This is a genomic window from Cupriavidus sp. 8B (genome assembly GCF_054589115.1).
In genome coordinates this window covers 66980-91524 of record NZ_BAAILO010000412.1, presented here as the reverse complement: position 1 = coordinate 91524, position 24545 = coordinate 66980, and the positions used below count along the sequence as shown (strand labels likewise).

The 24545-nt window shown below is 58.3% G+C and carries 25 protein-coding genes; 6 read left to right on the top strand and 19 right to left on the bottom strand.

Annotated elements, in window-relative coordinates; genetic code table 11:
- The coding region (locus tag ACYP5B_RS39125; RefSeq protein ID WP_459573187.1) for a 2-oxo acid dehydrogenase subunit E2 at positions 1–576 on the top strand (576 nt) is incomplete at its 5' end.
- A 434-nt stretch (positions 577–1010) separates the two neighbouring features.
- On the opposite strand, the gene ACYP5B_RS39120 is transcribed toward ACYP5B_RS39125, so the two are convergent.
- The 8 genes from ACYP5B_RS39120 to ACYP5B_RS39085 form a co-directional block, all read right to left on the bottom strand.
- Positions 1011–1211, bottom strand: coding sequence for a type II toxin-antitoxin system YafQ family toxin (locus ACYP5B_RS39120; RefSeq protein ID WP_459573186.1), 201 nt, complete (start codon positions 1209–1211; stop codon positions 1011–1013).
- 54 nt (positions 1212–1265) lie between these two features.
- Complete coding sequence (locus tag ACYP5B_RS39115) at positions 1266–1532, bottom strand: type II toxin-antitoxin system RelB/DinJ family antitoxin (protein WP_459573185.1); 267 nt, start codon at positions 1530–1532, stop codon at positions 1266–1268.
- Between the two features lie 43 nt (positions 1533–1575).
- Positions 1576–1968, bottom strand: coding sequence for a hypothetical protein (locus ACYP5B_RS39110; protein ID WP_459573184.1), 393 nt, complete (start codon positions 1966–1968; stop codon positions 1576–1578).
- 59 nt (positions 1969–2027) lie between these two features.
- A complete protein-coding gene (locus ACYP5B_RS39105) occupies positions 2028–2546 on the bottom strand; it encodes a DUF6998 domain-containing protein (RefSeq protein ID WP_459573183.1) in 519 nt (172 codons plus the stop codon).
- Between the two features lie 764 nt (positions 2547–3310).
- On the bottom strand, positions 3311–6022 hold the full coding sequence (tnpC, locus tag ACYP5B_RS39100; RefSeq protein ID WP_459573182.1) for an IS66 family transposase: 2712 nt from the start codon (positions 6020–6022) through the stop codon (positions 3311–3313).
- Between the two features lie 873 nt (positions 6023–6895).
- Positions 6896–7696 carry a polyphosphate kinase 2 gene (ppk2, locus tag ACYP5B_RS39095; RefSeq protein WP_459573181.1) on the bottom strand — a complete coding sequence of 267 codons (801 nt, stop codon included), beginning with the start codon at positions 7694–7696 and terminating at the stop codon, positions 6896–6898.
- 31 nt (positions 7697–7727) lie between these two features.
- Complete coding sequence (locus ACYP5B_RS39090; protein ID WP_459573180.1) at positions 7728–9032, bottom strand: MFS transporter; 1305 nt, start codon at positions 9030–9032, stop codon at positions 7728–7730.
- 3 nt (positions 9033–9035) lie between these two features.
- A complete protein-coding gene (locus ACYP5B_RS39085) occupies positions 9036–9245 on the bottom strand; it encodes a heavy-metal-associated domain-containing protein (protein ID WP_459573179.1) in 210 nt (69 codons plus the stop codon).
- A 498-nt stretch (positions 9246–9743) separates the two neighbouring features.
- Here ACYP5B_RS39085 and ACYP5B_RS39080 point away from each other — a divergent pair, with 498 nt between their 5' ends.
- The 5 genes from ACYP5B_RS39080 to ACYP5B_RS39060 all read left to right on the top strand — a co-directional run bounded on the left by ACYP5B_RS39080 (position 9744) and on the right by ACYP5B_RS39060 (position 14523).
- The gene (locus ACYP5B_RS39080; RefSeq protein ID WP_459573178.1) at positions 9744–10247 is read left to right on the top strand and encodes a heavy-metal-associated domain-containing protein; all 504 of its coding nucleotides are present in this window, start codon (positions 9744–9746) and stop codon (positions 10245–10247) included.
- A complete protein-coding gene (locus tag ACYP5B_RS39075) occupies positions 10238–12343 on the top strand; it encodes a copper-translocating P-type ATPase (protein ID WP_459573177.1) in 2106 nt (701 codons plus the stop codon). Before ACYP5B_RS39080 ends, ACYP5B_RS39075 begins: the two co-directional genes overlap by 10 nt.
- A gap of 214 nt (positions 12344–12557) precedes the next feature.
- On the top strand, positions 12558–13181 hold the full coding sequence (locus tag ACYP5B_RS39070) for a LemA family protein (protein ID WP_459573176.1): 624 nt from the start codon (positions 12558–12560) through the stop codon (positions 13179–13181).
- On the top strand, positions 13178–14023 hold the full coding sequence (locus tag ACYP5B_RS39065) for a TPM domain-containing protein (RefSeq protein ID WP_459573175.1): 846 nt from the start codon (positions 13178–13180) through the stop codon (positions 14021–14023). Before ACYP5B_RS39070 ends, ACYP5B_RS39065 begins: the two co-directional genes overlap by 4 nt.
- Complete coding sequence (locus tag ACYP5B_RS39060) at positions 14023–14523, top strand: TPM domain-containing protein (protein ID WP_459573174.1); 501 nt, start codon at positions 14023–14025, stop codon at positions 14521–14523. The genes ACYP5B_RS39065 and ACYP5B_RS39060 overlap by 1 nt, the downstream gene beginning before the upstream one ends.
- A gap of 69 nt (positions 14524–14592) precedes the next feature.
- Here the strand turns inward: ACYP5B_RS39060 and ACYP5B_RS39055 are convergent, their stop codons facing one another.
- The 11 genes from ACYP5B_RS39055 to ACYP5B_RS39005 form a co-directional block, all read right to left on the bottom strand.
- On the bottom strand, positions 14593–17046 hold the full coding sequence (locus ACYP5B_RS39055) for a heavy metal translocating P-type ATPase (RefSeq protein WP_459573173.1): 2454 nt from the start codon (positions 17044–17046) through the stop codon (positions 14593–14595).
- A gap of 66 nt (positions 17047–17112) precedes the next feature.
- The gene (locus ACYP5B_RS39050; protein WP_459573171.1) at positions 17113–17340 is read right to left on the bottom strand and encodes a DUF2933 domain-containing protein; all 228 of its coding nucleotides are present in this window, start codon (positions 17338–17340) and stop codon (positions 17113–17115) included.
- Between the two features lie 406 nt (positions 17341–17746).
- A complete protein-coding gene (locus ACYP5B_RS39045; protein ID WP_459573275.1) occupies positions 17747–18016 on the bottom strand; it encodes a copper-binding protein in 270 nt (89 codons plus the stop codon).
- A 143-nt stretch (positions 18017–18159) separates the two neighbouring features.
- A complete protein-coding gene (locus ACYP5B_RS39040) occupies positions 18160–18657 on the bottom strand; it encodes a cupredoxin domain-containing protein (protein WP_459573170.1) in 498 nt (165 codons plus the stop codon).
- A 142-nt stretch (positions 18658–18799) separates the two neighbouring features.
- On the bottom strand, positions 18800–19744 hold the full coding sequence (locus ACYP5B_RS39035; protein WP_459573168.1) for a copper resistance D family protein: 945 nt from the start codon (positions 19742–19744) through the stop codon (positions 18800–18802).
- Positions 19744–20118 (bottom strand): copper homeostasis periplasmic binding protein CopC, encoded by a 375-nt coding sequence (copC, locus tag ACYP5B_RS39030; RefSeq protein WP_459573167.1) that lies wholly within the window; start codon positions 20116–20118, stop codon positions 19744–19746. Before copC ends, ACYP5B_RS39035 begins: the two co-directional genes overlap by 1 nt.
- Positions 20119–20183: 65 nt before the next feature.
- Positions 20184–20534: a copper-binding protein gene (locus ACYP5B_RS39025; protein WP_459573166.1), complete on the bottom strand. Its 351-nt coding sequence runs from the start codon at positions 20532–20534 to the stop codon at positions 20184–20186.
- Between the two features lie 60 nt (positions 20535–20594).
- On the bottom strand, positions 20595–21893 hold the full coding sequence (locus tag ACYP5B_RS39020) for a multicopper oxidase family protein (protein WP_459573165.1): 1299 nt from the start codon (positions 21891–21893) through the stop codon (positions 20595–20597).
- A gap of 2 nt (positions 21894–21895) precedes the next feature.
- A complete protein-coding gene (locus tag ACYP5B_RS39015) occupies positions 21896–23296 on the bottom strand; it encodes a TolC family protein (protein ID WP_459573164.1) in 1401 nt (466 codons plus the stop codon).
- Positions 23297–23349: 53 nt separating this feature from the next.
- Entirely contained in the window at positions 23350–23760 is a 411-nt protein-coding gene (locus tag ACYP5B_RS39010; protein ID WP_459573163.1) for a hypothetical protein, read from the bottom strand.
- Positions 23761–23856: 96 nt separating this feature from the next.
- Positions 23857–24273 (bottom strand): hypothetical protein, encoded by a 417-nt coding sequence (locus ACYP5B_RS39005; protein ID WP_459573162.1) that lies wholly within the window; start codon positions 24271–24273, stop codon positions 23857–23859.
- Between the last annotated feature and the right edge of the window lie 272 nt (positions 24274–24545).

Sequence of the window (24545 nt, the reverse complement as noted above, 5' to 3'; positions counted from 1 at the left end):
CAACGCGAGGTCGCCGCGGCGACCGTGATCGACGACGCCGATATCCACGCCTGGGTGCCCGGCACCGACACCACGATCCGGCTGGTGCGCGCGCTGGTCGCCGGATGCCGCGCCGAGCCTGGCCTCAACGCCTGGTACGAAAGCCAGACCGGGCGCCGCCATGTGCCGACGCGGATCGACGTGGGGATTGCGGTCGACCTGCCCGAAGGCCTGTTCGTGCCGGTGCTGCGGGATACCGGCAAACGGGACGCGGCAGACCTGCGGCGCGGCCTGGACCGCATGCGCGCGGATGTGCGTGCACGAACGATCGCACCCGAGGAGATGCGCGGCAACACCATCACGTTGTCCAACTTCGGCATGATCGCCGGCAAGTATGCGGCGCCGATCGTGGTACCCCCGACAGTTGCCATTCTTGGCGCCGGCCGTATCCACGATGCGGTGGTTGCGGCCGGCGGCGTGCCCGCCGTGCACCGGATCCTGCCGCTCAGCCTGACTTTCGATCATCGGGTGGTCACGGGCGGCGAGGCCGCGCGCTTTCTGGCGGCAGTGATCGCGGACCTGGCGCTGCCGGTCTAAGCCCAAACGAGGTCCTGGCCCTGCATGCGACGCCACCGGAAGACCATGTTCACGTTCAGACCGTGTTCCAGCGCCAGCTTTGACACAGACACGCCTGGCACGCAAGCAGCTTCTGCCAATCTACGTTTCAGTTCAATCGGGTGATTGCGGCTGCCGTGCGTGCGGCCCCCCGCTTTGCTACAGACTCCAAAGTAGTCCCCGCCAGATTTTGATGGGAACTACTCTGGATAGATTCGACTATCGCGTCTACACGGCCATCAGCGGACGGTTACCCCGGGTCTCCGGAAACTGCGCGTGCAGCGTGGCCAGATCGGCCTGCGGGGCGGCCTCGAGGGACGTGGATTCGGGGCTGGCAGTCTCCAAAGTTCGCCACCGTCAGGATCCGTGGGCACAAAAAAAACCGCCCGAAGGCGGCTAGGCGAGCGCGCAGCACCCTACAGACTCAACTCGCTGTGCGAGCCCAGGCGGACAAGCCGCAGAACGTCGTCGCCCACCTTGCAGTAGATCAGCACCAGATCCGGCCTAACATGGCAGTCGCGAAAATCCTTCCACTCCCCACTCAGCGGGTGGTCCTCGTGCTTTGCCGCCAGCGGCTCATCGTTCGCCAGCGCCTTTACCACGGCAATGAAGTCCACATCAAGCGTGGCCCGATGCGGCCCTTTTGCTCGCGCTTGAATTGACTCGTTCGTTCAATCGTCCTCATCTTTAAGATCCGCCATCAAGTCGCCCACCGACCCGGACTTGCGGAGGCCGCCGGCCCGCGCTTCTTTCAAGGCGGCGATGGTCTCGGGGTTGGACGTCATCAGTTCAAACGGCAGAGCCTTATCACGCGCTACGCGGGTCAACATCATGCGCATTGCATCAGACACGGTCAGGCCCATCGCTTCCAACACGATGGAGGCCTCTTCCTTGATTTCAGGGTCGATCCGAGTACGAACAAACGCAGACGTAGGCATGACGGGCTCCAACAATACTTGCTACAAAAAGTTAAAGTTTTTCTCAATTGCAAATTCGCTGATTTCCGATTTTTTGACAGGTAACTGTGCGTCCGTCACTGAAGGTCGTAATCGTTTGATCCCCAATCTGCTGCGTTGTCGCACTCGTTCCATTGCTGTAGTTCGTGATGCGCTGATTGCCTATCTGCTGTGACGCCGCAGATTCGCCATTGCTGTAATTCGTGATGTTCTGGCTTCCAATCCGCTGCGTAGTCGCGGACTGCCCATTGCTATAGTTTGTAATGTCTTGGTTTCCAATTCGCTGCGTTGTTGAGCTATTGCCATATGCGTCAGCGCAAATTCGTTGAATACCAATGTACTGACAATTAGTTTGGGCTTGAAGAGACGCCGCGACAAAAATCAGAGCTAAAGCTGAAATTCTTACGATCTTCTTCATGGCTATTCTCCAAAAATTCCAGCATTGAAGGCGGTGCTGCTGGCACTCAACGTCTGGATTCACCGGTCTGACGCGGCTTGCCGCCACAGGTCCGGTGCAGTGATGGGTTGGGCCTCGACTGGACGTTTCCAGCGTAGCGACCCGATGGACTTAAACTTCGACACCCCAAGAGCCCCTCTCTCATTGCGTGACTTGGAGCCGGGTGCAGTGAGCGCGGAAACTACGGCGTCACGAGGCGCCTCATAAATTGCAGTGGCCTCGAAGTCTCCATCGAGGAGAACGAGCAAGACAGCGTCGAAATCTTTCTCGACGTCGATGGCCCCCATTCGTTGGCCGGGCTTACTACCTTCAAGCACGCACCGTCCTTTGATTTGAAGCCGGACCGGCTGACCATCGCGAACTTCGATGGCATCGTAGCCAGCTTGGCGTGCGGCAGTGAGTTCTACACCGAGAATACGTGCGGCCTCATATTCGGCGACTTCACCAGTGATGCCCAACGGCTTGCCCGTAAGCTGCCGATAGCGCTGCGCGAGTTTCTTTGCCTCCGCCAAAATTTCAAGGACGGGATCAGTAGTCATCAAGAGGACCAATGCAGAGCTAACCGGCCCGAGCCGGATTGCCGGCGAAGGGTCCAGCGACAGAAGGGAGCGGGGTTAAGCGCCATGTTATGCGTAGAGAACTGGCCACACAACGTCCTTTGTGAAGACCTTGCCATTTGAGGCCGATATTGAGCAGCTCACGTCACAGACATAGGGCGAATGCGCAGCAGAACGAAACCTGGAGCAGCTGCGCCCGCATCAGCTGCACGGCAATCCAGCTAATTCCGGATTTCCAGTCCAGCAAACCGGTATGTAGTCCAGCGAATTCCGGTTTCCTACACGGGCTGTGAGGAACCAGAATTCGCTGGACTGCGTTTCCCGAAAAATCAATGACTTAACATCTCATTCCGTTACCGCTTCGCGGTCTTGGAATCGGAAATAGCTGGACTGCCATGACGAGAAGCGCGAATTAGCCGGACCGCGATGCGAGCGCCGTTTTGCGCACTTCTCGTTGCAAGGCTCATCACCCGGTTGCTCAGTGGCTCTTCCCGACCCCAACCAGTCGCTCGAGCCGGCGTCGTCTGGACGACCGCTATCAAGGTGAACCGGCCGTCCGTGCCTCGCGGCCGCTTGCATCGTCGGCCTTTATAGCTGTCGCTCGTGGCAGCGACAGGATGCCGGTGGGTGTCAGTTGCCAACGTTTGGCGCTGAACTGCTCATCAAACAACGCTCCGTCGTCACGCGCGACCAAATGGCCGCTCCATCCTCCCGGAGGGCACGGAGGCTTTGGTACGAAGCATTCACTATCGCATACGCCAGCCGCTGAAGTGCCCTTTACCGTCGAATTGATCGACGTCCCTCTCGCCGGATAAAAGAAATTGCAGTAGGGACTTGTTCTGGAACCGGCACGTTTGCGTAACCGCAAGGAGTCGAAGATAGTACGGGAAAGATTTATCGTTAAAGGATCCCGAAATTTTTCTTTGGACCGCCAAGTGACGTATTGCCCGCTCCGCCATATTGTTATTCCACGGCACCCCGTCCCATTCGAGGAATACAAAGAGCTTGTCTTTGTATCTTGAAAATCTTTTTTGGTAGCTTTGTGTCAGATCTGATCGGTAGTCTACACCATCGATGTGCTTCCTATAAAACACTTCGACTGCTCGTTTAAATTTACGTAAATTTCTTGATTTCATGTTGTACTTCTCACTTGCCTCGAACATTGGAACAATCAAATCACGAACTGCCAGCACAAAGCTTTCAAATTCGGAATCAAATGGAGATTTTCTCAAATCGTCGTTTAGATCTCGAATAAGATGCGCCCAACATTTCTGCTGAACGCAATCCACAGAATCGTAACCGCCGTAAAAGTCGGAACACAATACGCCGGGATAACCATCGAGCCACTCATGCACGACTGTCGCGTCACGACCTGGAGTTAATCGGAACGCCACATGTTTACCGTCTGTTATTACCCAAACGTATTGAGTTTCACCTCGAATATTGATTGTCGTTTCGTCCACATGTACCACGGGAGACTGGAGAATATATTTAAGAATAAGATTTTCTGTAACGATATGATATCGGCTCATCTGATTGACGAACGACATAATCTGACCCTGGCCAACTTGTTCTGAGAAAATATCTTCTATCATTTGAGAAATTTTGTCATATGGAAGGCGTAAAGCCATTCGGTGGTAAACTGCCCAAACTTGCAATCCACGACCGTATTTTCTGCCGCGCCCGAGCTTTCGGATCGCCGGCGGGCTATATTGTGTTTTACAAGTGACGCAATAGCCCATGTAGCCCACATACTGATTAACTACCTTCTTTACCCCTCGGCTCGAAAACTCCAGATCGAGAATAGTTCGTACTGACTTGGTTTGGCGGGGTTTCAGAGCTTGTCCCGGATGATGCGGACATATCCTGCCACGCCGCACATTGATTATTTTGGTTACTCTTGGCTTCCTAAATTTTCTCTTCTTCCTCGATAGCGCGTCTTTAGCGTCGATACCGGCCGGCTTAGCAGTATTCGTCAGCTTTATCTTAGACTTCTCGTAGGTACCATGGGCAGATTGAAGCAGTTTCGAAAAATGACCAATGACATTGGAGGCTGATTCGCTTATCGAACCACCCTCAACGTCTGCAAATCGTACTTCAGGAGAGTGGCTAGCTGTCAGCGCAATCTCACGTATCGTTTCGGCCAGTGTTTTCAAATGCTGGCAGTCTTCTTTGTTATATATAAGAAGCTGGTTCCGGTATTGTTTGTCGCCAGTTATTTCGTACCTGTAATGCCATGCAATCGACTGAAGGCCGGACGATATCTTTGAAGTCCACGTGCAACCCAGATAATGACAGATATCTTTTAATCCGTTAGATTTGGTTGGAAAGTAGATCTTCCCATATATGCACGTATTTACGTTAAACAACCGATTGAGAACATCTTGAACTGCTCCTCCATACAACTTACTCAGTCTAATCAACGTCTTTCGTTCGAAATTTCCGTAATGAAAAATCACGCCATCCGGATATCGATCGAGCAAGGAAAGAAAATCATCCCATATTGATTTTTCGTCCGTCTGACGATCCGCCCAGTATTGTGAGAGTTTGCGCTTGCCAGCGGTTGACACCAGAGCTCCAATCAGATAACAAAAGCCAGTCTCCGGATCGGTCTCGATGTCTAAATATATTTCTACATTGGATTGTGGAATCACAGGAGGCTTGTCTTGAATATAAATTTTGCCAGTCCTTAACGCGAGCGCTTGCAGTTCATATTTGTGCGTCTGTCCGTGCGGGCTGGATCGGCGGCTACGCTTGCGTGGGCGATAAAGAAAAGATAGCTGCTTTACGGTAAAAATTCCCTTGCGCTCAAATTTCTTTACCTCTTTTTCACTTATGCCATGAAGTTGAGTGAGATTGTCTTCGCCTTCTGCGATTGGCTTACATATATGCTGAAACTCGCAGTATGGACAGTGCCTGTTCAATAAGGCACGAGGTATGGTCGGCCGTGTTTCGATCCAACCTTCGAGAGTGTTGACCGTTTCCCGTATATGGCCGATCGCCTCTTTTATTCGAACGGTCTTAACATTTCCGTCCCGCAATATAACCATCCCTGAAAGAGGTGGCGCGCCGCTGGCGCAAGAAGTAACGTAGCCGGCAAATGCCACTTCCCTTCTATCGTCAAAATCGAGCGAGTGATGTGCACCGAAAACGACAGGTTCCCAATCACTCGTTCCATCTATTGATTTTGTCCGCGTGGCTTGAATATATGTAATCTCCTCTGTCACAAGTGTTTCCGTGCTTGCGGGAGCTATCACTTCAGGCTTGGGCGCTCCAGGGAGGCGTCCGTCAATGAAGTCCGCACGAAGGCGCGTTCTCCGGTCATCAAGCATTATTTGGAAGTCCGTACGCCGGCTTGCGTCCCGCTCGAACATCAAAAGATAACTCTTTCGGACGCAATGATAATACGCACTTAATACCTTTTCAGTAATGCGCGGGCTTTCGATCTTTGCTGCCATTTGGCCTCCAAAAACCCTGACCGAGGTCAGTGCTGCGCCAACCACGCAAGGGAGTTGCGAGAAGTTAGGCGCCCAATGTCACTTTAGGTTGCTAAGCGTAGGTGGTGGAGGGATATTGACGAGTGTTGCAGCATAGCCGTCGGAGCGTTGATGGGGTTTGCTTGGATATCGCATGCTCGATAACGACCTGACGAAAGCGCCGCCAACGAGGCTGAGGGGATCGCTATCTCAATTGACACGGCAAGCCACGCCTGTGGGGCGCGGCTGAGGGTCCGAACTTTGCAAGCGTGAGACGACGCGACCGTGAACAACCGCAACGGCCGACGAAGTGCCGTATAGGCGCGACGAGCGGTCGTCCATTGTCGGACTTGAGCCGACATTCGAATGTCCGCGTGAAAGTCTGGTCCAGTGGCCGGAGATGGCCGGGAAGAGTCGTCCGCCGCCTTGTCGGCCAACGGCGGTTCATCGGCCATAACTGCCACTCGTGGCAACAAGACGATGATGGCGGGTGTCCGCTATCGGGCGAGTTCGACGTTGGACCGGAGTCGGCCACAGCGGTCGATTGAGCATCGTCGCGGATTGGGCTTGATTGACTGCTTTGGGGAGGCCAAGAACGGTCATGCTGTTCTGTCGGCGGGAGGCAATGCGAACGACGTTAGGAGGGAGGTAGTGCTAATCGATATAGGACGATGGCTGGCTATGCGTCGTCCGTCGCGACGCTCTTCGGGAGCGGCGGCCAAGAATGACGAGCTGAGCCAACCATTGTCCCGGCAACGTATGCTCAAGTTGGGCCCGCGCTTGAACGCACGGGCGATACGGTGGATCACGTCTCGATGTTTCGGGTGACAGTCAGCAGCGTCGTGAGCCGAGCCGCTACTGAGCTAGCCGCTCCGTCTTGAGGAGATCGTCGGCGAAGGGAAAGACGATCGAAGGATCGGCCATGATCAGCTTCTTGTCTTTGGGACGATAGTGCACGCGGAACAGTAAGTCCTTGATGAGGTTGACTCGCGCAGCGCGCTTGTCGTCCGTGCGGATGATAGTCCAAGGTGCAACCTCGTTATGGGTGGCCGCGAGCATCGCATCACGCGCAGTCGAATACTCGCTCCAAAGCTTCGGTGCCGCCTTGTCGATCGGACTGAGCTTCCATTGCTTGAGGGGGTCGGTCCGGCGTTGGGACAGCCGATGCTTTTGTTCGGCACGCGAGATATCGAGGTAGTACTTGAGTAGTTTAACGCCAGAGCGGACCAGCATTTCCTCAAACGCAGGCACTGTCGCGATGAACTCCCGGTACTCGTCTTTGGTGCAAAAGCCCATCACGTGCTCCACTCCCGCCCGGTTGTACCAACTGCGATTGAATAGCACAAACTCGCGCTGCGCAGGCAGATGGGCGGCCCAACGCTGAAAATACCAAGCGCTGCGGTCGCGGTCGCTCGGTTTTCCCAGCGCCACGACGCGCGTTTCGCGTGGACTCAGATGCTCGACGATGCGCTTGACGACGCCGTCCTTGCCGGCGGCGTCGCGTCCCTCGAGGACCACCAGAATCTTCTCATCACAACTGATCACGTGGCTTTGAAGTTTCACAAGTTCGATCTGCAATCGGCGTAGGGTCTTCGAATAGTGCATGCGATCTGCACTAGCCGATGGCCCCGCCGATGCCTCCTTGGAGGTGTTCATGATTGCATTCTGCCGGTTCAAAGAATGGGTCTCAGCGGACATGACTCTCGCCCTGGCTCGGTCGCCGGGATTCAAGTGCCAGTTCGTCGGCCCGGGCGGCGCCCCACAGGAATGCCGAGGCAACGGCTCCGATCGCGAGAACGAGCGCGGCCGCCCAGAACGGCGCCTCGGGTCGCAAGGTGAATAGCCAGCCAGCCGCGACCGAGCCCAAGGCCTGCCCAAGATTGCCTGCTGCTGCCTGCTTGCCCAGCAGTGCGCCGTGTGCACTGTTGCCTCGCTCGAGCAGTTCGTACGAGAGTACGGGCCCGATCATGCCGACACTCGCGGCCACTACACCAATGAACAGGGTAAATGAGCCGGCGTTGGGAACAGCGGAGACGAACATCAATGCCAGGGAGGAAAACACAAACACCGCGGCCATCCAACGGCCGTCGATACGCCGGCGCACGCCAGGCAGCAACAGCGTGCCCTGCGCAGCTAGCATGGCGACACTGCACGTCACGAACATGATCGCGATCGTGCCGCTGCTCAGGTGAAGCGTCTGGCCACCGAAGAGGTTAAAGCCGACCTCGAACGTCCCTGTTGCAAATGACGAGAAGCCGGCAAGCAGCATCGATGCGCGCACGAATCGGGCGCGCACAGCGGACGTGGCTGTCTGCGGCGATATCCGCGCTATGGTGGGTTGCGGCTTGATCCATAGCGGTACCAGAATGAGAACGGGCAAGCCGACGCCCGCCACCGCCAGCCAAGGCCAGTTGACCATCGCGGGCATGATGCCGGCAGACACATTCATTACCGGACCCGCGAGCCAGTTACCGATACCCGGTCCCGCAAGAAAGCCGACAAACGACGCGCTGCCCAGCAATACGAAGCGGCGGCTGCGCGCCACGGGCGCACTGAAATCAGCAATATAGGCCTGTGCTGCGGGCATCACCGCGGCTGCGCCGGCTCCGGCAAGCAGTCTGGCGGCATAAGCGGCAGCCAGGTTGGGCGCGAACGCCGAAGCCACCCCGCCCACAAGAAAAATGCCGAAGCCCCAGGCCAGTGCAGTGTTGCGGCCACGCCTGTCCGACGCGCGCCCCCACAGCGGCGCAAATACAAACAATGCGAAGGTGTACGCGCCGCCCACCGCACCTACGTGCCAAGCGAGCGCGGCGGGTGCGGCAGCACCGACAAACTGCTTCACATACTGCGGCAATAGTGGTGTCCCCGCGCCGTAGCCCAGCGACACAACGAGCACCACCGCCATCAGCAAAGCAACGGCGCGGAGTCTGTGCTTGTCGGCTCGAGCGGCTGCATTCGGTGAATCGCGGCGCACCGCAACAGGGACACGCATGATTTACTCGCTCGCCGGGGCTACTCCGTACCCTAGCGACAGGACTTTTGCTTCGATTTCGTCCTGCTGTCGCATTGTGTGTACCTGCACGTGGCCCCGTTCCAGATCGACGGTGACTTGAGCTGTCGGGTCCAACGAGGCCACGGCGCGCTTCACTTTGGTGGCGCACCCCCCGCAGGACATGCCCGTGACTTTAAGAGTCCAGATGTTCATGCGCCTACTCCCTCACAGATTTCCCGAGGCTGCGAGCCGCGTCGCGGCGCATGCTACCGCCCTGGGGGCATCACCCACGACGTCGAAAATCGTTCCAGATGGCGTGGTCCAGCCCGCTTGCTTGCGCCGTGTCGTGAGTCTGCCGTTTGACGCCCGGATTATCGGTACGGTAGCGGTCACTCAGGCCGAGATGGCACCGTCACGGCCAAGCCGCCACTGAATGGGTGGTATGAACTGCGCGTGTTGAGAGTTGAAAGGAATCTGCAAATCAGTTCCTTTTCGCGTCTTCGTACGCTGTCGTACCGCATTCGCATCTGCCATGGCGTAGCGTGAACGATACGATGACGTGGCCGCGTGGCAACGCAGTGGCGGTCATGGATGTGCGTGACTCCTTGCGTGGAGTCGCTCGAATCTTCCCTTTATGGGGTGTACGCAGGCCTACCCCACCGTGCGTACTTCAGTTTGTGGATCGCAAGTCGTCCGTGAAATGGAAGCGCGATGAAAACGAGCGTAATTGAAGTGCACGACCTGCTGTCGCTACAGAGTGTGCTCGGAGTTGAAGAACGGATCGGCAAAGTGCCGGGCGTCGAAAGCGTTACGGTGAACTACGCGACGGGAAACGCCACAGTGCGCTACGACGAAGCCCGGCTCGCGGTCGCCGATATCAAGTCAGCGGTGCGCCAAAGGCCGTATGACTCAGAGGGAAAATCCCCGCCGAAGCACGTGAGCGCACACGAGTCCACACGCAAGCTCGCTATCGTGCCCACACCGGACGAGGGGTTTCCCGTCGCATCATCGCCGACCGTTGCGCCAGGCACTCCCGCCGCTGTCCCCCTCCGAACGTTGCCGCGCTCGATCACAGTGAGGGCCACTCCGCGCGCGGAGTGCAGCCTTCAATACCCATTGCCGCTGCGCCGGATCCTCCTATCGCCATGCCAGGTCCCGCCGTCTCCCCTCCCAATGGTCGTCCGGCGCCCGGCCCGCCGCCCCCTATGTCGGTAGCCAATGTGTCAAAGGCTTCCACGAGTGTGCCGGCCGGTCCCGCCGCAGCCCGCAGCCACGAGCGCCACGCCGCGCCGGGCGTTCAGTCCAGCATCTCGACGGATATAGGGCATGACATGGGGCATGGAGGCGCGGACCTGCCGGCGATGGCCCGCGACATGCGCAACCGTTTCTGGATCTGCCTGATCTTTACGTTGCCGATCTTCGTCTACGCTCCGATGGGCGGCTTCTTCGCTCCGCCGGCGCCGCCACTCGGAATGAAGCTCAATCTGTGGCTGTTCTTCTTCGCAAGTGCCGCAATTCTCTATCCTAGCTGGCCGTTCTTTGTGTCCGCCTGGCGCGCGCTCAGGAAGGGTACCCTGGGCATGGCTGCGCTGATCGCATTAAGCGTTGGTACCGGGTATCTCTTCAGTGTCGGCACCACATTCTTCGTCAAGGAGGGTGGGCAGTTCTTCGAAGCGGCAGCCGTCCTGCTGGTTTTCATCCTGCTCGGCCATTGGCTCGAAATGCGAGCCCGTGCCGGCGCGTCATCCGCCATCGAGGCGCTGATGAATCTCACACCGGCGAGGGCCTCTGTGATACGCAATGGGGTCGAGATCGAAGTTCCGACCGCAGAGGTGATAGCGGGCGAGACCGTGATAATCCGGCCGGGCAGCAAGATTCCGGTCGACGGCACTGTGGAGTCCGGCGACTCGCTGGTCGACGAATCGATGCTCACCGGCGAGTCAATGCCGGTCGAAAAAGGGCCGGGCGCCACGGTGATCGGTGCAACCATTAACAAGAACGGCAGCTTTCGCTACAAGGCGACTAAGGTCGGAGCTGACTCGGCGCTAGCGCAGATTGTGAAGCTAGTGCAGGAGGCACAAAACTCGAAGGCGCCGGCGCAACTCCTGGCGGACAAGGCGGCGCAATGGCTGGTGATTGCTGCGATCGTCATCGGTCTTGCGACCTTTGCGGTGTGGCTCTGGTGGATTGGACAGCCACTGTTGTTCGCGGTAACCATGACTATCACAGTGTTTGTGATTGCCTGCCCAGATGCGTTGGGGCTCGCAACGCCGATGGCGGTCATGGTTAGTACGGGCTTGGGCGCTATGAACGGCATCCTGTTCAAGAACGCGTCTGCGCTCGAGGATGCGACCAAGCTCAACGTAATCGTATTCGACAAGACCGGTACGCTCACCGTCGGTCAGCCTGAGGTTGTCGCAATCGTGACGGCAGACGGTGTCTCCGAGGACGTGGTACTCACCGCCGCGGCCGCCGTCGAGCAGGGCTCCGCACATCCCCTGGCCCAAGCCATCGAGCGCCGTGCGGCACACCTGACCATCGTTGCACCGACAGGCTTCGAGAGCCTCGACGGCATGGGCGCGCGCGCCGAGACCGCTGGCGGGACGGTGCTCCTCGGTAACCGGCTGCTGATGGATAGCCAAAAGCTCGAGCTTGGAAGTCTGGAGGCCGAAGCCACTCGCCTGCAGGCGGACGGCCGCACGGTGGTCCATGTGTCTCAGGCCGGTCGCGTGATCGGCCTCATCGCCATCGCCGATGCAATCCGACCGACCGCAATGGCTGCGGTGGCGAAGCTACGCGAACGCAAGATTGAAGTAGTGATGCTAACCGGCGACAACGCGGCCACAGCCAGGCGCATTGCCGCAGATCTCGGCATCGACTCTGTGTTGGCCGATGTGCTGCCGGCCCAGAAGGCAGAGAAGGTAAAAGCCCTGCAGGCCACGGGAAAGAAGGTAGGCATGGTGGGCGACGGTGTCAACGACGCGCCGGCGCTGACCCAGGCAAACGTGGGATTTGCGATTGGCGCCGGTACCGATGTCGCGATGGATAGCGCCGATGTTGTGCTGATGAAGAGCGACCCGTATGACATCGTCGGCGCGATTGAGCTGTCGCGCGCTACGGTGCGAAAGATGCACCAGAATCTTTGGTGGGCGGTGTGCTACAACGTGGTCGCGTTCCCGCTCGCTGCTGGCGTCTTGTACCCATTCGTGCTGAGCCCGGAGATTGCAGCACTGTCGATGTCGGGCAGTACGCTAATCGTCGCGATCAATGCGCTCATGCTCAAACGCACCAAGCTGGAAGGCATTCACTAGGCTGGCAAGCCAGCCGCACCTGAAACATCATTCGCGGTACTGACCCATGATCTGCCGCCTCTTGAGGTAGATCGGAGATGTTACCTCCGCGTGCTCTATGATGAATTGTGCAAACGGATTTGCAATAACGGCCTTTCTTCGGGCTGCGTCGCACGATCGCAATACTTGGCCCCGGCGGTCAATCCCGAACGCCGCGACATGCTGGAGGTGTCTCATGCACAGACTATGGTTACAAGCGCTAGCGGTGTCGCTTGCATTCGGCCTCACGGGATGCGGTTACAACACGATTCAGTCCCAGGACGAGCAAGTCAAGGCGAGTTGGTCGGAGGTGGTGAACCAGTACCAACGTCGCGCGGACCTCGTGCCGAACTTAGTAAACACGGTCAAGGGTTACGCAAGTCATGAGCGGGAAGTCCTGACCCAGGTTACCGAGGCGCGCGCTCGCGTTGGCGCGATCCAGGCTTCGCCCGCACTCCTCAACGACCCTGCGGCGTTCGCGCGATTTCAAGCCGCCCAGGGACAACTAACGGGCTCTCTCTCCAGACTCCTTGCCGTTTCGGAAAACTATCCACAGTTGAAGGCGGATGCCAGCTTTCGCGACCTGCAGGCGCAACTGGAAGGGACCGAGAACCGCATCGCCATTGCGCGAAATCGATACATTCAGGGGGTACAGGGTTACAACGTAACCGTGCGCTCGTTTCCTTCCAATCTCACGGCAATGGCTTTCGGATACAAGGAGAAACCCAATTTCACTGTCACCAATGAAGGGGACATTGCCAAGCCGCCGCAAGTCGAGTTCGGCATAGCCTCTCCAAAAGCCACCGGGAGTACCAAATGAATCCGATCAAGGCCGCGCGTGCCTTGTTCCTCGGGGTAGCGCTCTTCTTTCCGCTTGCGGTCCTCTCCGAGGTTGCGGTCCCTCCGTTGACGACCCGCGTGACGGATCTGACCGGCACACTCACGCGCGATCAACTGCAGGCCCTGAACCAAAAGTTGCAGGCCTTCGAAACTAAGAAGGCCAGTCAGGTCTCCGTCCTCATCGTCCCGACCACTCAGCCGGAAACCATCGAGCAGTACTCATTGCGCGTGGTTGAGCAGTGGAAACTGGGGCGCAAGCGGGTGGACGACGGTGCATTGCTCATCGTGGCCAAGGATGATCGCACCTTGCGTATTGAAGTGGGCTATGGCCTGGAGGGCATCCTGACCGATGCGACAAGCAAGCGTATCATTAGCGAGGACATCGTGCCTCACTTCAAGCAAGGCGATTTCTATGGCGGTCTCGACGCGGGCATTGATCGGATGCTCCAGGTCATCGGCGGCGAGTCGCTGCCACCGCCGAAAGCTACGGCCGGCGGCGAGAGGGATCCCATCCGGCAGTACATGCCGATCGTGCTGATGCTTACGTTGTTGCTGGGCGGCGTACTGCGAAGTGCGCTCGGCAGATTCCCGGGGGCGATCGCCGCTGGCGGTGCCATCGGGGTAGTCGCATGGCTCTTCTCAGGCACAATCCTTGTCGCTCTTGTAGCGGGCGTGCTCGCCTTGTCGTTCACTTTGCTGGGCGGTGGCATGGGGGCGCACGTTGGCGCGTGGAGCATAGGCGGTCGCTCTGGCAGATCTGGCGGCGGGTTCGGCGGCGGGGGTGGCGGTTTTGGCGGCGGCGGTGCTTCAGGCAGATGGTGATGACGAATATCAAACGCATCGTGCAGCATCTTCTGATGACACACTGGCAGGTCAATCTGGCCTTCCCGCGAGAAACGCTGGACGCGATTGAGCAGGCCGTCAAGGCGAGCGAGTCCACGCACGACGGGCAGATCTGCTTCGCCCTGGAGGGGGCGCTACACAGCGCCGCACTACTTAAAGGGCAATCGGCCAGAGACCGTGCGATTGAGGTATTTTCGCAACTTCGCGTATGGGATACGGAACAGAATAACGGAGTGCTGATCTATCTACTGCTGGCCGACCACTGCGTTGAGATCGTGGCCGATCGTGGGGTGCATTTGAAGGTCGGCCCCGGCGAATGGGAAAGCACCTGCCGGGAGATGGAGGCCGCATTCGGGCGCGGGGAGTATCGCCGTGGCGTGGTTGGTGGTATCCAGGCGGTTGCCCAACACATGACGCAGCATTTTCCTACGCGGGGCCGCAGCGAAAACGAGTTGCGCGACAGACCAGTGATTCTTTGACCGATGAGTGCACCAGCGAAGAAGCCGCTTTCGAGCGTCAATCGAGTACTGCCTGCACGTACCGGCAGGTCAGATTTTCGCATTCCGGAGTCGGAGAGCATTGGTGATAACGGAGGCTGAGCTCAAGCTCATCGCCAGCGCAGCAATCATCGGAGACAACAGCCAGCCGGTGAATGGATATAGAACACCTGCTGCCAGGGGTATCCCCAGTGCGTTGTAGACAAAGGCGAACCCAAGATTCTGTTTCATGTTCCCCACAGTCGCATTGGACAGCTCACGTGCCCGGGCGATACCGCGCAAATCTCCCTTGACGAGCGTTACCTGAGCACTATTCATCGCCACGTCCGTGCCGGTTCCCATGGCCACTCCTACGTCGGCCTTGGCGAGTGCTGGTGCGTCATTGATACCGTCGCCGGCCATAGCGACCACGGCACCTTCTTTTTGGAGCTGGGTCACTAGCGCCAACTTGTCGGCGGGTTTCACCTCTCCATGAAATTCGCTGATTCCCAGCTTTGCTGCGACGGCCTTGGCGGTCACTACACCATCTCCTGTCGCCATAACGACGCGGATTCCTTTGTCCCTGAGCTTAGACAGCGCCTCCGGCGTCGTCACCTTTACAGGGTCGGACACCGCAAGAATGCCGCCAAGCACACCATCTACCGCCAGATACATGACGCTCGCCCCTCCGGCGCGCAATGCATCGGCCTCTTGAGCCAATGGCCCCGTTGCAATGCCTTCGGCCTGCATGAGCGCAGTGTTGCCCAGAGCAAGCTTGCGACCACCGAGGCTCCCGCGCACGCCAATGCCGGAGCTAGATTCGAAACTCTCGGCCTTCTCAAGCGTCAGATTTCGCTCGCGAGCCGCCCTGACGATCGTTGCCGCAAGCGGATGCTCACTGCCCTGGTCGAGGCCCGCAGCCAACCGTAGAACCTCTTCTTCAGAGTATCCGTTTGAGCCCGTTGCACGTTCGAAAACTGGTCGGCCCTCTGTAAGCGTACCGGTCTTGTCCACGATAAGCGTGTCAACCTTCCGGAGATTCTCGATGGCGGCGGCATCGCGGAACAGGATGCCGTTCGACGCCCCTTTTCCACTTGCGACCATAATGGACATTGGCGTAGCCAGACCGAGTGCACACGGGCACGCGATGATGAGCACAGCGACGGCATTGATGAGCCCATAGACCCAGCTAGGCGCTGGCCCGAAGAAGCCCCAGGCAAAAAAGGTCAGCAGCGCCACGGAGACCACTCCGACGACGAACACACCGGCGACCTTGTCCGCCATCCGCTGCATCGGTGCCTTCGACCGCTGGGCCTGCGCTACCATCTGAACGATTTGGGCTAGCACCGTTTGCGAGCCGACCTTCTCTGAGCGGAGAATTAAACTGCCAGACGTATTCATCGTCGCGCCGATGACGTGATCTCCGACTCGCTTTGTTACGGGAATTGGCTCGCCGGTAATCATCGATTCATCTACCGAGCTGGAACCCTCCGTTACGACGCCGTCCACCGGCACCTTCTCACCCGGACGCACGCGCAGCAGGTCGCCCACATGGACGTGGGTCAACGGTATGTCTTCCTCGGTCTCGTCCTGGTTGATTCGGCGCGCAGTCTTCGGCGCTAGGCCGAGAAGCGACTTTATTGCAGCCGAGGTCTGCGAACGCGCCTTGAGCTCTAGGAGCTGGCCGACCAGCGTCAGCGAAATGATAACGGCTGCCGCCTCAAAGTACACGCCAACGCGCCCGTGCGCGGCGAAGACTTCGGGAAAGACTCCTGGTGCAATGGTAGCGATGACGCTATAAATATAGGCTGCACCGGTACCGAGTCCGATGAGCGTCCACATGTTCGGGCTGCGATTAATGAATGACTGCACGCAGCGTTTGAAGAACGGCAGGCCCGCCCAAAGCACGACCGGTGTGGAGAGGACCAGTTCTACCCAGCTCTGGGTGGAAGCCTCCATTAAGCCTAGGCGATGGCCGAACATGGCCAGGATGAACACCACCGCCGTGGCCGGTAGAGTCCACCAGAACCGATGACGAAAATCCACGAGCTCGGGATTTTCCTCATCGTCCAATCCTGGCAGCAGGGGCTCCAGAGTCATCCCGCACTTGGGGCAGTTCCCAGGGTGGTCCTGGCGAATCTCCGGATGCATCGGGCACGTGTATATCGTGCCTTCTGGAGCGGGCTCGGCGGGAGCATCGGCAGAAGGGCTCACATACTTTGCGGGGTCGGCTTGAAACTTCTTCTGGCATGATTCACTGCAGAAAAAGTAGGAAGTTCCATCATACTCGGTACGAAATCGCGAGTCCGACGAAACCGACATCCCGCAAACCGGGTCCTTGAGCGCATCTGGCGCCTCATTGGAAATACTTCCGTGCCTATGTTCTGAATGGCCACTGTGTGCGCCATGAGCATGCGCAGCCGGATGGCCATGCTCTTCGTGGGCGCAATGGTCCCGATGTTCGCCCGCCGGCTCAACGCCTCGAAGTTCGTGGTCGTGAGAAGGCCTCTCGTCGCTACGGCTCATTCTGGCTGCTCCTAGTTTAATCGTCCCGTTGCACACCAACTGATTCGGTCGTCATTTGCGCACGGCCTAGATCCCTTGCCCATGCTGGCCCTGTCCTCCGTGAAAGAAATGCATCATCGGACAAAGCAACACTAGCGCAAACGGCAGCCAAGAGCCAACGTCGTTCCGATGCTGGCTACCGAGAACGACGGCGGCGGACGCCACGCCGAGCAACACGAGAACCCGGGGAAGCCGCAGGAAACGGCGTAAGTCTCCGCCTTTCGCTTGACCTTGACGATAGATGCAGTGTGTCATGGTGCGGTCCATATTCGATGGCGAGGAGCCCTTGGGAACACCTCGGTCCGTGCCATTCCTCTCCACCATCCCGACTCCAAGATAGGCCTTACCATGATGGGAAGGTCAAGGTTCAAGACTGGAGTCCCCAAGGAGCGAGCGACAAGAGCGTAGGCTCACCTAATCCGTTTTTGAGACCTTCGCGACTTTCGGCCGGCATGGAGATTCCGATTGGGCATTCGTGGGCGTCCAGGTCGATACCTGCGCCGAAGGTACCAAGCGAACGCGCACACAGCCACGAACACGAATATTGTCGTCAGCAGCAGCACCGAAAGCGCATCGTGCGGGACGTCCAGTATGGTGACGCGGTTCACGGGGGACAAGGTAGAAGCGGGCCCTGCTAAAGGCTCGTCGAATCAAAGATGCCTTACTTTTGCACCTGCAACGTCGTTACCGTCAGGGCACCGTTAACCTTCTCGGCAGCGAACTTAATCTTGTCGCCTTCCTTTACCTGGATCAACATGGCGGGGTCCTTAACCCGGAACACCATCGTCATCGCGTCCATGTCCAGATTGGTCAGGGGACCGTGCTTGATTGTCAATTTCCCCGCAGAGACGTCAACCTTCTTGACCTCACCTTCAGACATGGCTGCGTTGGTGTCATCGGACTTCTTGTCCATCCTTGTCTCACCCGACATGTTCGTGCCTTCCGTGCCCTTGGTCTCCTGCGCGTGCAGGTTGAATCCGACTGAGCCAAGCGTAGCGGCCACCAGCGTGGTCAGTGCAACTTTCTGAAGTGCTTTCATCATCATTCTCCTTCAGCATACGGCGGTTTGCGGATTTACTTAACGACCACCGAGCCCTTCATGCCAGCGTCGTAGTGGCCAGGCTGCAGGCAGGCAAATGGCACAGTACCGAACTTTGTGAACTGCCAGATGATTTCACCGGACTTGCCACCGTCAAGCGTGATGGCGTTAGGGTCGGCATGCTCCATCTCTGGCATCTTCATCATCATCTGATAGTGCTCCTTCAACTGGCCTTCGGTGCCCAGCACCATCTCGTGCTTCACTTTGCCCGCGTTCCTTACGTTGAAGCGAATCGTCTCCCCCCGCTTCACCGTAATCACGGCGGGGGTGAAGCGCATGTTGTCAGTCATATCCACATTGATAGTCCGACTTACATTCTTTGGGTCGCCAGGTTTTCCAAAGGCTGTCACTCCACCACCACCATGCCCGTGACCGTGCCACCAGCCCGGCTCGCTGTCGCTTGCCAAGGCCACACCTGACAGCGCTGTCGCAACAACAAAGGCAGCGAGTTGGAACTTCATCGAGAACTTCATTGAACTTCTCCTTTACGTGATGCCGGTTTGAGAAGAGCGATCACCGGCAGTGCCTAGAGGCGGTCGAAAGAGGAAACCATTAACTCCAGGGCTTCCACACGCTTTCTACGAGCATTGCCCGGCAATTGACATGCGGGATAACTTAGGACGTACCGGGCAGCGGGCTCGCTACCAGCACCGCCGCAGCGACCAACACCCCAGCGAGCACCCAAGACTCCACATGTAGAACAGTGGCGAAGCGCTGAATGTATCGGGCGCTCGACGTTGACGACGGGTTTTGCAGCGACTCCAACAGGCGAGGCATTTCAAAGAACCGGTTGTGCCCCCCGAGGGCCGCGGCAACTATCACGAAACCAAGCTTCAGCACTAGCAACTGGCCGTACGAAGTGTCGAGCAAGTTGCCTGGCGAACCGACTCCACGCCACCCGTTATAGGCGCCGGTGACAAAGATCGCGACGAGCGCGTACGTGGCCGTATCCGATAGCGATTGAATGAACGACGCACCGTTTTGGTGGTCGCTCTGGGAAGCCTCGGCCATCTTCGGCGCCACCATAAAAGCGGCGACCCACACGATGCCAACCCAAGCGCTAACAGCGAGAAGGTGAACCCAGTCAGCCCAAACGGGCAGGCTGAACGCACCAGCGTCCACCGGATGGCCACTATGGCTCCGCGTCAGTGCAAAGCCCGCAAGCGCCAGCCACAGAATCGGCCGGAGGCCAAGGCCGCTTCCGGTCCAAGGGAAGAATGAAACGATAGTGACGCAAAGCATCAGGGCAGCGCCGATGGCCCAAGCGTGGCCGAAGCCGGTTTCCGCTAGCATCGAGCGCACCGCCGGTCCCGCGTCAACAAGCGAGGATTCACTCATCAGCGCGCAATGTATCCAGAAGGCGAGTACGCCAGACAGGAGCGCAACGATTGCCCCGACTCTGAATGCATGCGCCAAGCTCTGACTCACACGAGCTTGCCACGGAGACGGGGAGCGAGCCAGCCAGTGGTCGCTCAACAAGGTGCCGACGAGCACCGCAAAACTGAGGTTCTGCAGTGCCGTCAGAGCAAGGCGCAAAATGCCAAGGAAACCGTCGTTCATCACTTCACCGTGAACTTGTAGTCGCCCTTGACCTTGTGTCCGTCGTGCGTCATGACGGTCCAGCGCACAGCGTAGGAACCCGGCGACAGTTTCGGGACTGCGACCGTCAGCACACGCGGATTCGACGAGTCGACCTTGGCCTTCTCTTTGCTAACCGCCGAGCCACTGGCGTCCGCCACGCTCACATTGCTGAACGCTGGCTCCAAGTCCTCATTGAACGTCAGTCGAAGCGGACCCGCCGGCGCGTCAACCGTGCTACCCGCGGCTGGGTCTGCGGTCTCGAGCTTGCCATGCGCGAGCGCGATAGCAGGCGTAAGTCCGATGGCGGCGGCGGTCGTGATGCCCAACAGTATTTTCTGCGTGAGTGCTTTCATGTGTATTTTTCCTGGTTTGGGGAGTGTCGTAGCGGCCGGCAGCCGGCCGCCTATCGCAGAGCCGCTTACTGCATCTGAAGCTTGGTAACAGTTAGTGCGCCATTCAAATCCTCGGCAACAAAGTCAATCTTGTCGCCAACCTTCACCTGCGAAATCATGGCAAGGTCCTTGACCCTGAACACCATCGTCATCGCGTCCATCCCGAGGTTTTCCAACGGACCATGTTTTATAGTGAGCTTCCCGGTGGAGGCATCAACCTTCTTGACCTCCCCGTGCGACATGCTGGCGGCGGTTGAGCCTGCCTTGTGAGAGCCGCTCGCGCTCATGTCCATATTGCCCATGTCGCCAGCGGCAAATGCGGATGCGGAGCTTGCCAGCGCCAAGCCAACTGCAATCGATACAAACTTCTTCTTCATCGCTCTTACTCCAAGTGTTTAGCGATAGACGCGAGCCGGATGTGCTCCGGCCCAATGAAATCAGCTTTCCGGCAGTTCACCGGTGTATTCGTAGGCAACGGTTCCCTTTGGGTGCTTGTAAGGTCCTGGGTCCTTGTAGTCATTTCGACCGAGGCCTTCGCGAATCTTCACAACGGTGAACATCCCACCCATCTCAATGGGCCCGAATTGACCTTGACCGCTCATCATCGGCAGCGTGTTGTCCGGCAGAGGCATCTCCATGCCGCCCATGTCGGCCATGCCGGCTTCGCCCATCCCCATGTAATCGGGAACGAGTTTGTTCATCTTCTTGGTCAGGTCCTTTTGCTTGACGCCAATCATGGTTGGGACCTGATGTCCCATTGCATTCATCGTGTGATGAGACTTGTGGCAGTGGAACGCCCAATCCCCTGGGTTGTTGGCGGTGAATTCAAATGCGCGCATCTGGCCCACTGCCACGTCTACCGTAACTTCTGGCCACCGGGCGGACTTTGGCACCCACCCACCGTCGGTGCCAGTCACCTCAAAATCATGTCCGTGTATGTGAATCGGGTGGTTGGTCATCGTGAGGTTTCCCATGCGTATACGGACACGGTCACCGAGGCGAACTGGCAGCGGGTCGATACCTGGGAACACACGGCTATTCCACGTCCACATATTGAAGTCCGTCATCTCAGACACACGGGGCGTGTATGAGCCCGGGTCGATGTCGTAGGCCGACATCAGGAAGACAAAATCGCGGTCGACCCGCATGAACGATGCGTCTTTCGGATGCACGACAATGAAGCCCATCATGCCCATCGCCATCTGCACCATCTCGTCCGAGTGTGGGTGGTACATGAACGTACCGGATTTACCCATCACGAACTCATAGACGAAGGTCTTTCCAGGCTTGATATGCGGCTGTGACAACCCGCCAACGCCGTCCATGCCTGCAGGCAGGATGACGCCGTGCCAGTGAACAGTGGTGTGCTCGGGAAGTTTGTTGGTCACGAAGATACGGACCTTGTCCCCTTCCACGCACTCGATGGTGGGGCCAGGACTCTGTCCGTTATAGCCCCACAGATGCGCCTTCATGCCTGGAGCGAACTCGCGCTCCACCGGCTCCGCAATCAGGTGGAACTCCTTCCAGCCGTTGCGCATTCGCCATGGCAAGGTCCAGCCATTCAGGGTGACGATGGGGTTGTACGGGCGGCCGGACTGCGGCAAGAGAGGCGGTTGTGTTGCAGCGCCAGCCTGCAGCGGCGCCTCGGGCAAAGAGGCCGCGCCTACCTTCGAGACTACGGCAGCGCCCAACATGGCAGTGCCGGTGCCCTGCAGGAATTGTCGACGGGAGACCATGATTACTGTCCTTGTTTGTTCGGGGCGGTCATCGGGCCGTTAGCTGGCATTGAGACCGCCGGTGCTACCGCCTCCTGGGTCGGGAGCTTTCCTCCCAGCGAGGTCCGGAGGTCGGCTTCCGCTACCCAGTAGTCGCGTAGCGTTTCGATATACGTATTGACCGCGTTGACTTGGTCGCGCGTGTCGACAAGCAGTTCGAACACGCTGGAAAGCATGCCGTTGTAGCGCAGCGTCATCTCGTCGGTGATGACCCTGCGCAGCGGCACGACCTCATCGCGATAGTGTTTCGCCAGGTCATAGCTCGTCTGGTAGTTCGCATATGACTCCCGGACCTCGGAACGAGCGTTAATTGCCGTCTGCGCGAGCTGGTTCACCGCGAGCATGTAGACGGCTTCGGCACGGGCCACACGCGCAGACCCCCAATCAAATAGCGGGATTTGGATACTGATTTCGTAGCCCGTTTCCCGTGGGGAATTTGTAACGCTGTTACGCAGATAGCCAACATCCAGGACGTTGACGAACCGAGTGGCCTTTGTCAGACCGAGCGACGAGGCAACGCTCTGAGTCTGCAACTTGCCGGCCTGAATATCGAGCCGGTTCTCCATCGCGTAGGCTTCAAGGTCCTGTAGCTCTGGCCGCTCCTTCGGGAGGTCTGGCAGACGGTCCGGCAGCGTGAAGTTCGCTCCGGTACCCCACAGTCCTATCGCTCGGATGAGCCTCTCCCGGTCGGAGATGGCTTGGCGCCGAGCCCTCCCTAGCGCGCCCGTCGCTTCGGCGTAGAAAGCTTGCTCACGCGCGTGGTCCAGCTTGCTGAAGTTGCCAGCCGCGGCCAATCGCTGTGCGAATTCCGAGCCAGCTTCCGTCGCGTCCTTCACCTGTTCGGCGTAGTTGGCAAATTGTTGGGACGCCACGGCGTTGATGTATGCCTTGCGCGCCTCCGCCGCCACCTTCAACGTCTCGTTCGCGACGACGAGCTTTGTCTGCTCGTAAATCTTGCCTTCAATTTGGGAGACAAACGGCAAGGTCAGGAGGTTGAGAAACGCCACCGAGAAGGTCCTGTCGATAGTCAGGATTTCGCCCCCTCGCTTGCGGCTAAAAGTAAAGCCTGGATTGGGCAGGCGACTCGCCTGTACATAGTCGGCCTCGGATATGCCAAGTTCAGCGTACGCAGCTTGCAGCCCCCGGTTGTTAAGCAGAGCCAACTGAACGGCCCTGTCTATGGTCAGAGGCTCAGCCAGCAACTCCTGCGTGCGCAGGTAGACGCTATCCTGGTCCTTGTCCGACCTGACCCATGCCGCCTCTTTGCCTAGGCGGTCCTTCGCGACAGTGGAGACGGCATCGAAGCCGCCATCTTTCGAGAACGAGGCACAACCGCCCAGGAACACCGCGACGGCCAATGCCATGACGCCAATCCTCAGGGCTTGAATTCTTCTAACTGGCATTCGGAGTCCCCGCATCACATCTTGTGGTTGGAGTGGTCAGCATTCCCGCCCGGCGCCGGACTCGGCCCACCTTCTGGAAGCGATTTATCCACTGGACCCATCGGCATCGTGTGCCCCGGCATAGGAGCGGCAGGCGACGATGCTCCTGGCATCTTCATCGTGCCCATGTCATGCTTCATACCGCCTGCGGCGCCGTGGGCCATTCCGGCCATGCCGTCGCCGGAAACGGCGGCATTGGTGTCCTTCCAGGGCACCACCTTCGGGTCTTTGTATGGGATGTATTCCTCAAAGGTGCGAGGCACTGTGAGGGTGGTGGTTGGAGCGTTCGGGTCAAGCGGGTCCGGTCGAGGCGTCGACGCCTGCGCAAATACGGAAGCCCAGACAACCGCCAGGCTGGCGCCTGCCAGCATGCGTGTCAGAGACATATCAAACCTTACGAAAGGAAAGCTTGGAGTGTCGCGTTAGCCACTGTTGTGGCAACGCCCGGTGTGTGCGCCCAAAAAATGGGCGCACCTAGGGCATCAGACGACCAAGGCAGGCGGACGCTGGAGCGCGTCCGAGATATGACTGACGAATGCTTCCGTCAGGCCAGAAGGAGCCTGGGCTGGCGCATTGTCGAGGTGAACAAAAAGCGGGGTAGCGTAGGGGACGACCGAGCAGAGTGAACAGGCGGCGCAGCCTGGACAGGCATGCCCAGCATGCTTTCCCGACTTGCCGCTCTTTGCGTCTGCATCGTCCATGTGCGCGAGGCAATGGTCATCGTCCTCATTGGACGCGACCGCAACGGCGACTTCATGACTATCAGATGACGCCGAGCGCAAGCCGGTAGCGTAAGTCAACGTCACGCCTTTCACCATCATCGTGGCCGCAGCAACCCCTTGCAGCGGAAGCGCTGCAATGAGGAGCAACAGGAGAAGGCGGGCGAAGAGTCGAACCATGGATAGGGAATACCAGCCACTTGGCTGGGCTCATAGTGTAGCGGATGTGCACCACGTCCACCACGGGGGCGATTGCAAGACCTTCCTTCCAGCCGGCCAATAACGAAATCGCTTGACCCTCCCACTGTGGGAACGTCTATAGCATTATAGAAGGCCTGTTTTCGCCCCGGCAATGGATGCTCGTCCCCATACAGAACGAGAAAACTGCGCCACATGCTCACATTGTGGATACGCCAAACATCAGTACTTCCGAGCGCACAGGGAGGCCGGCT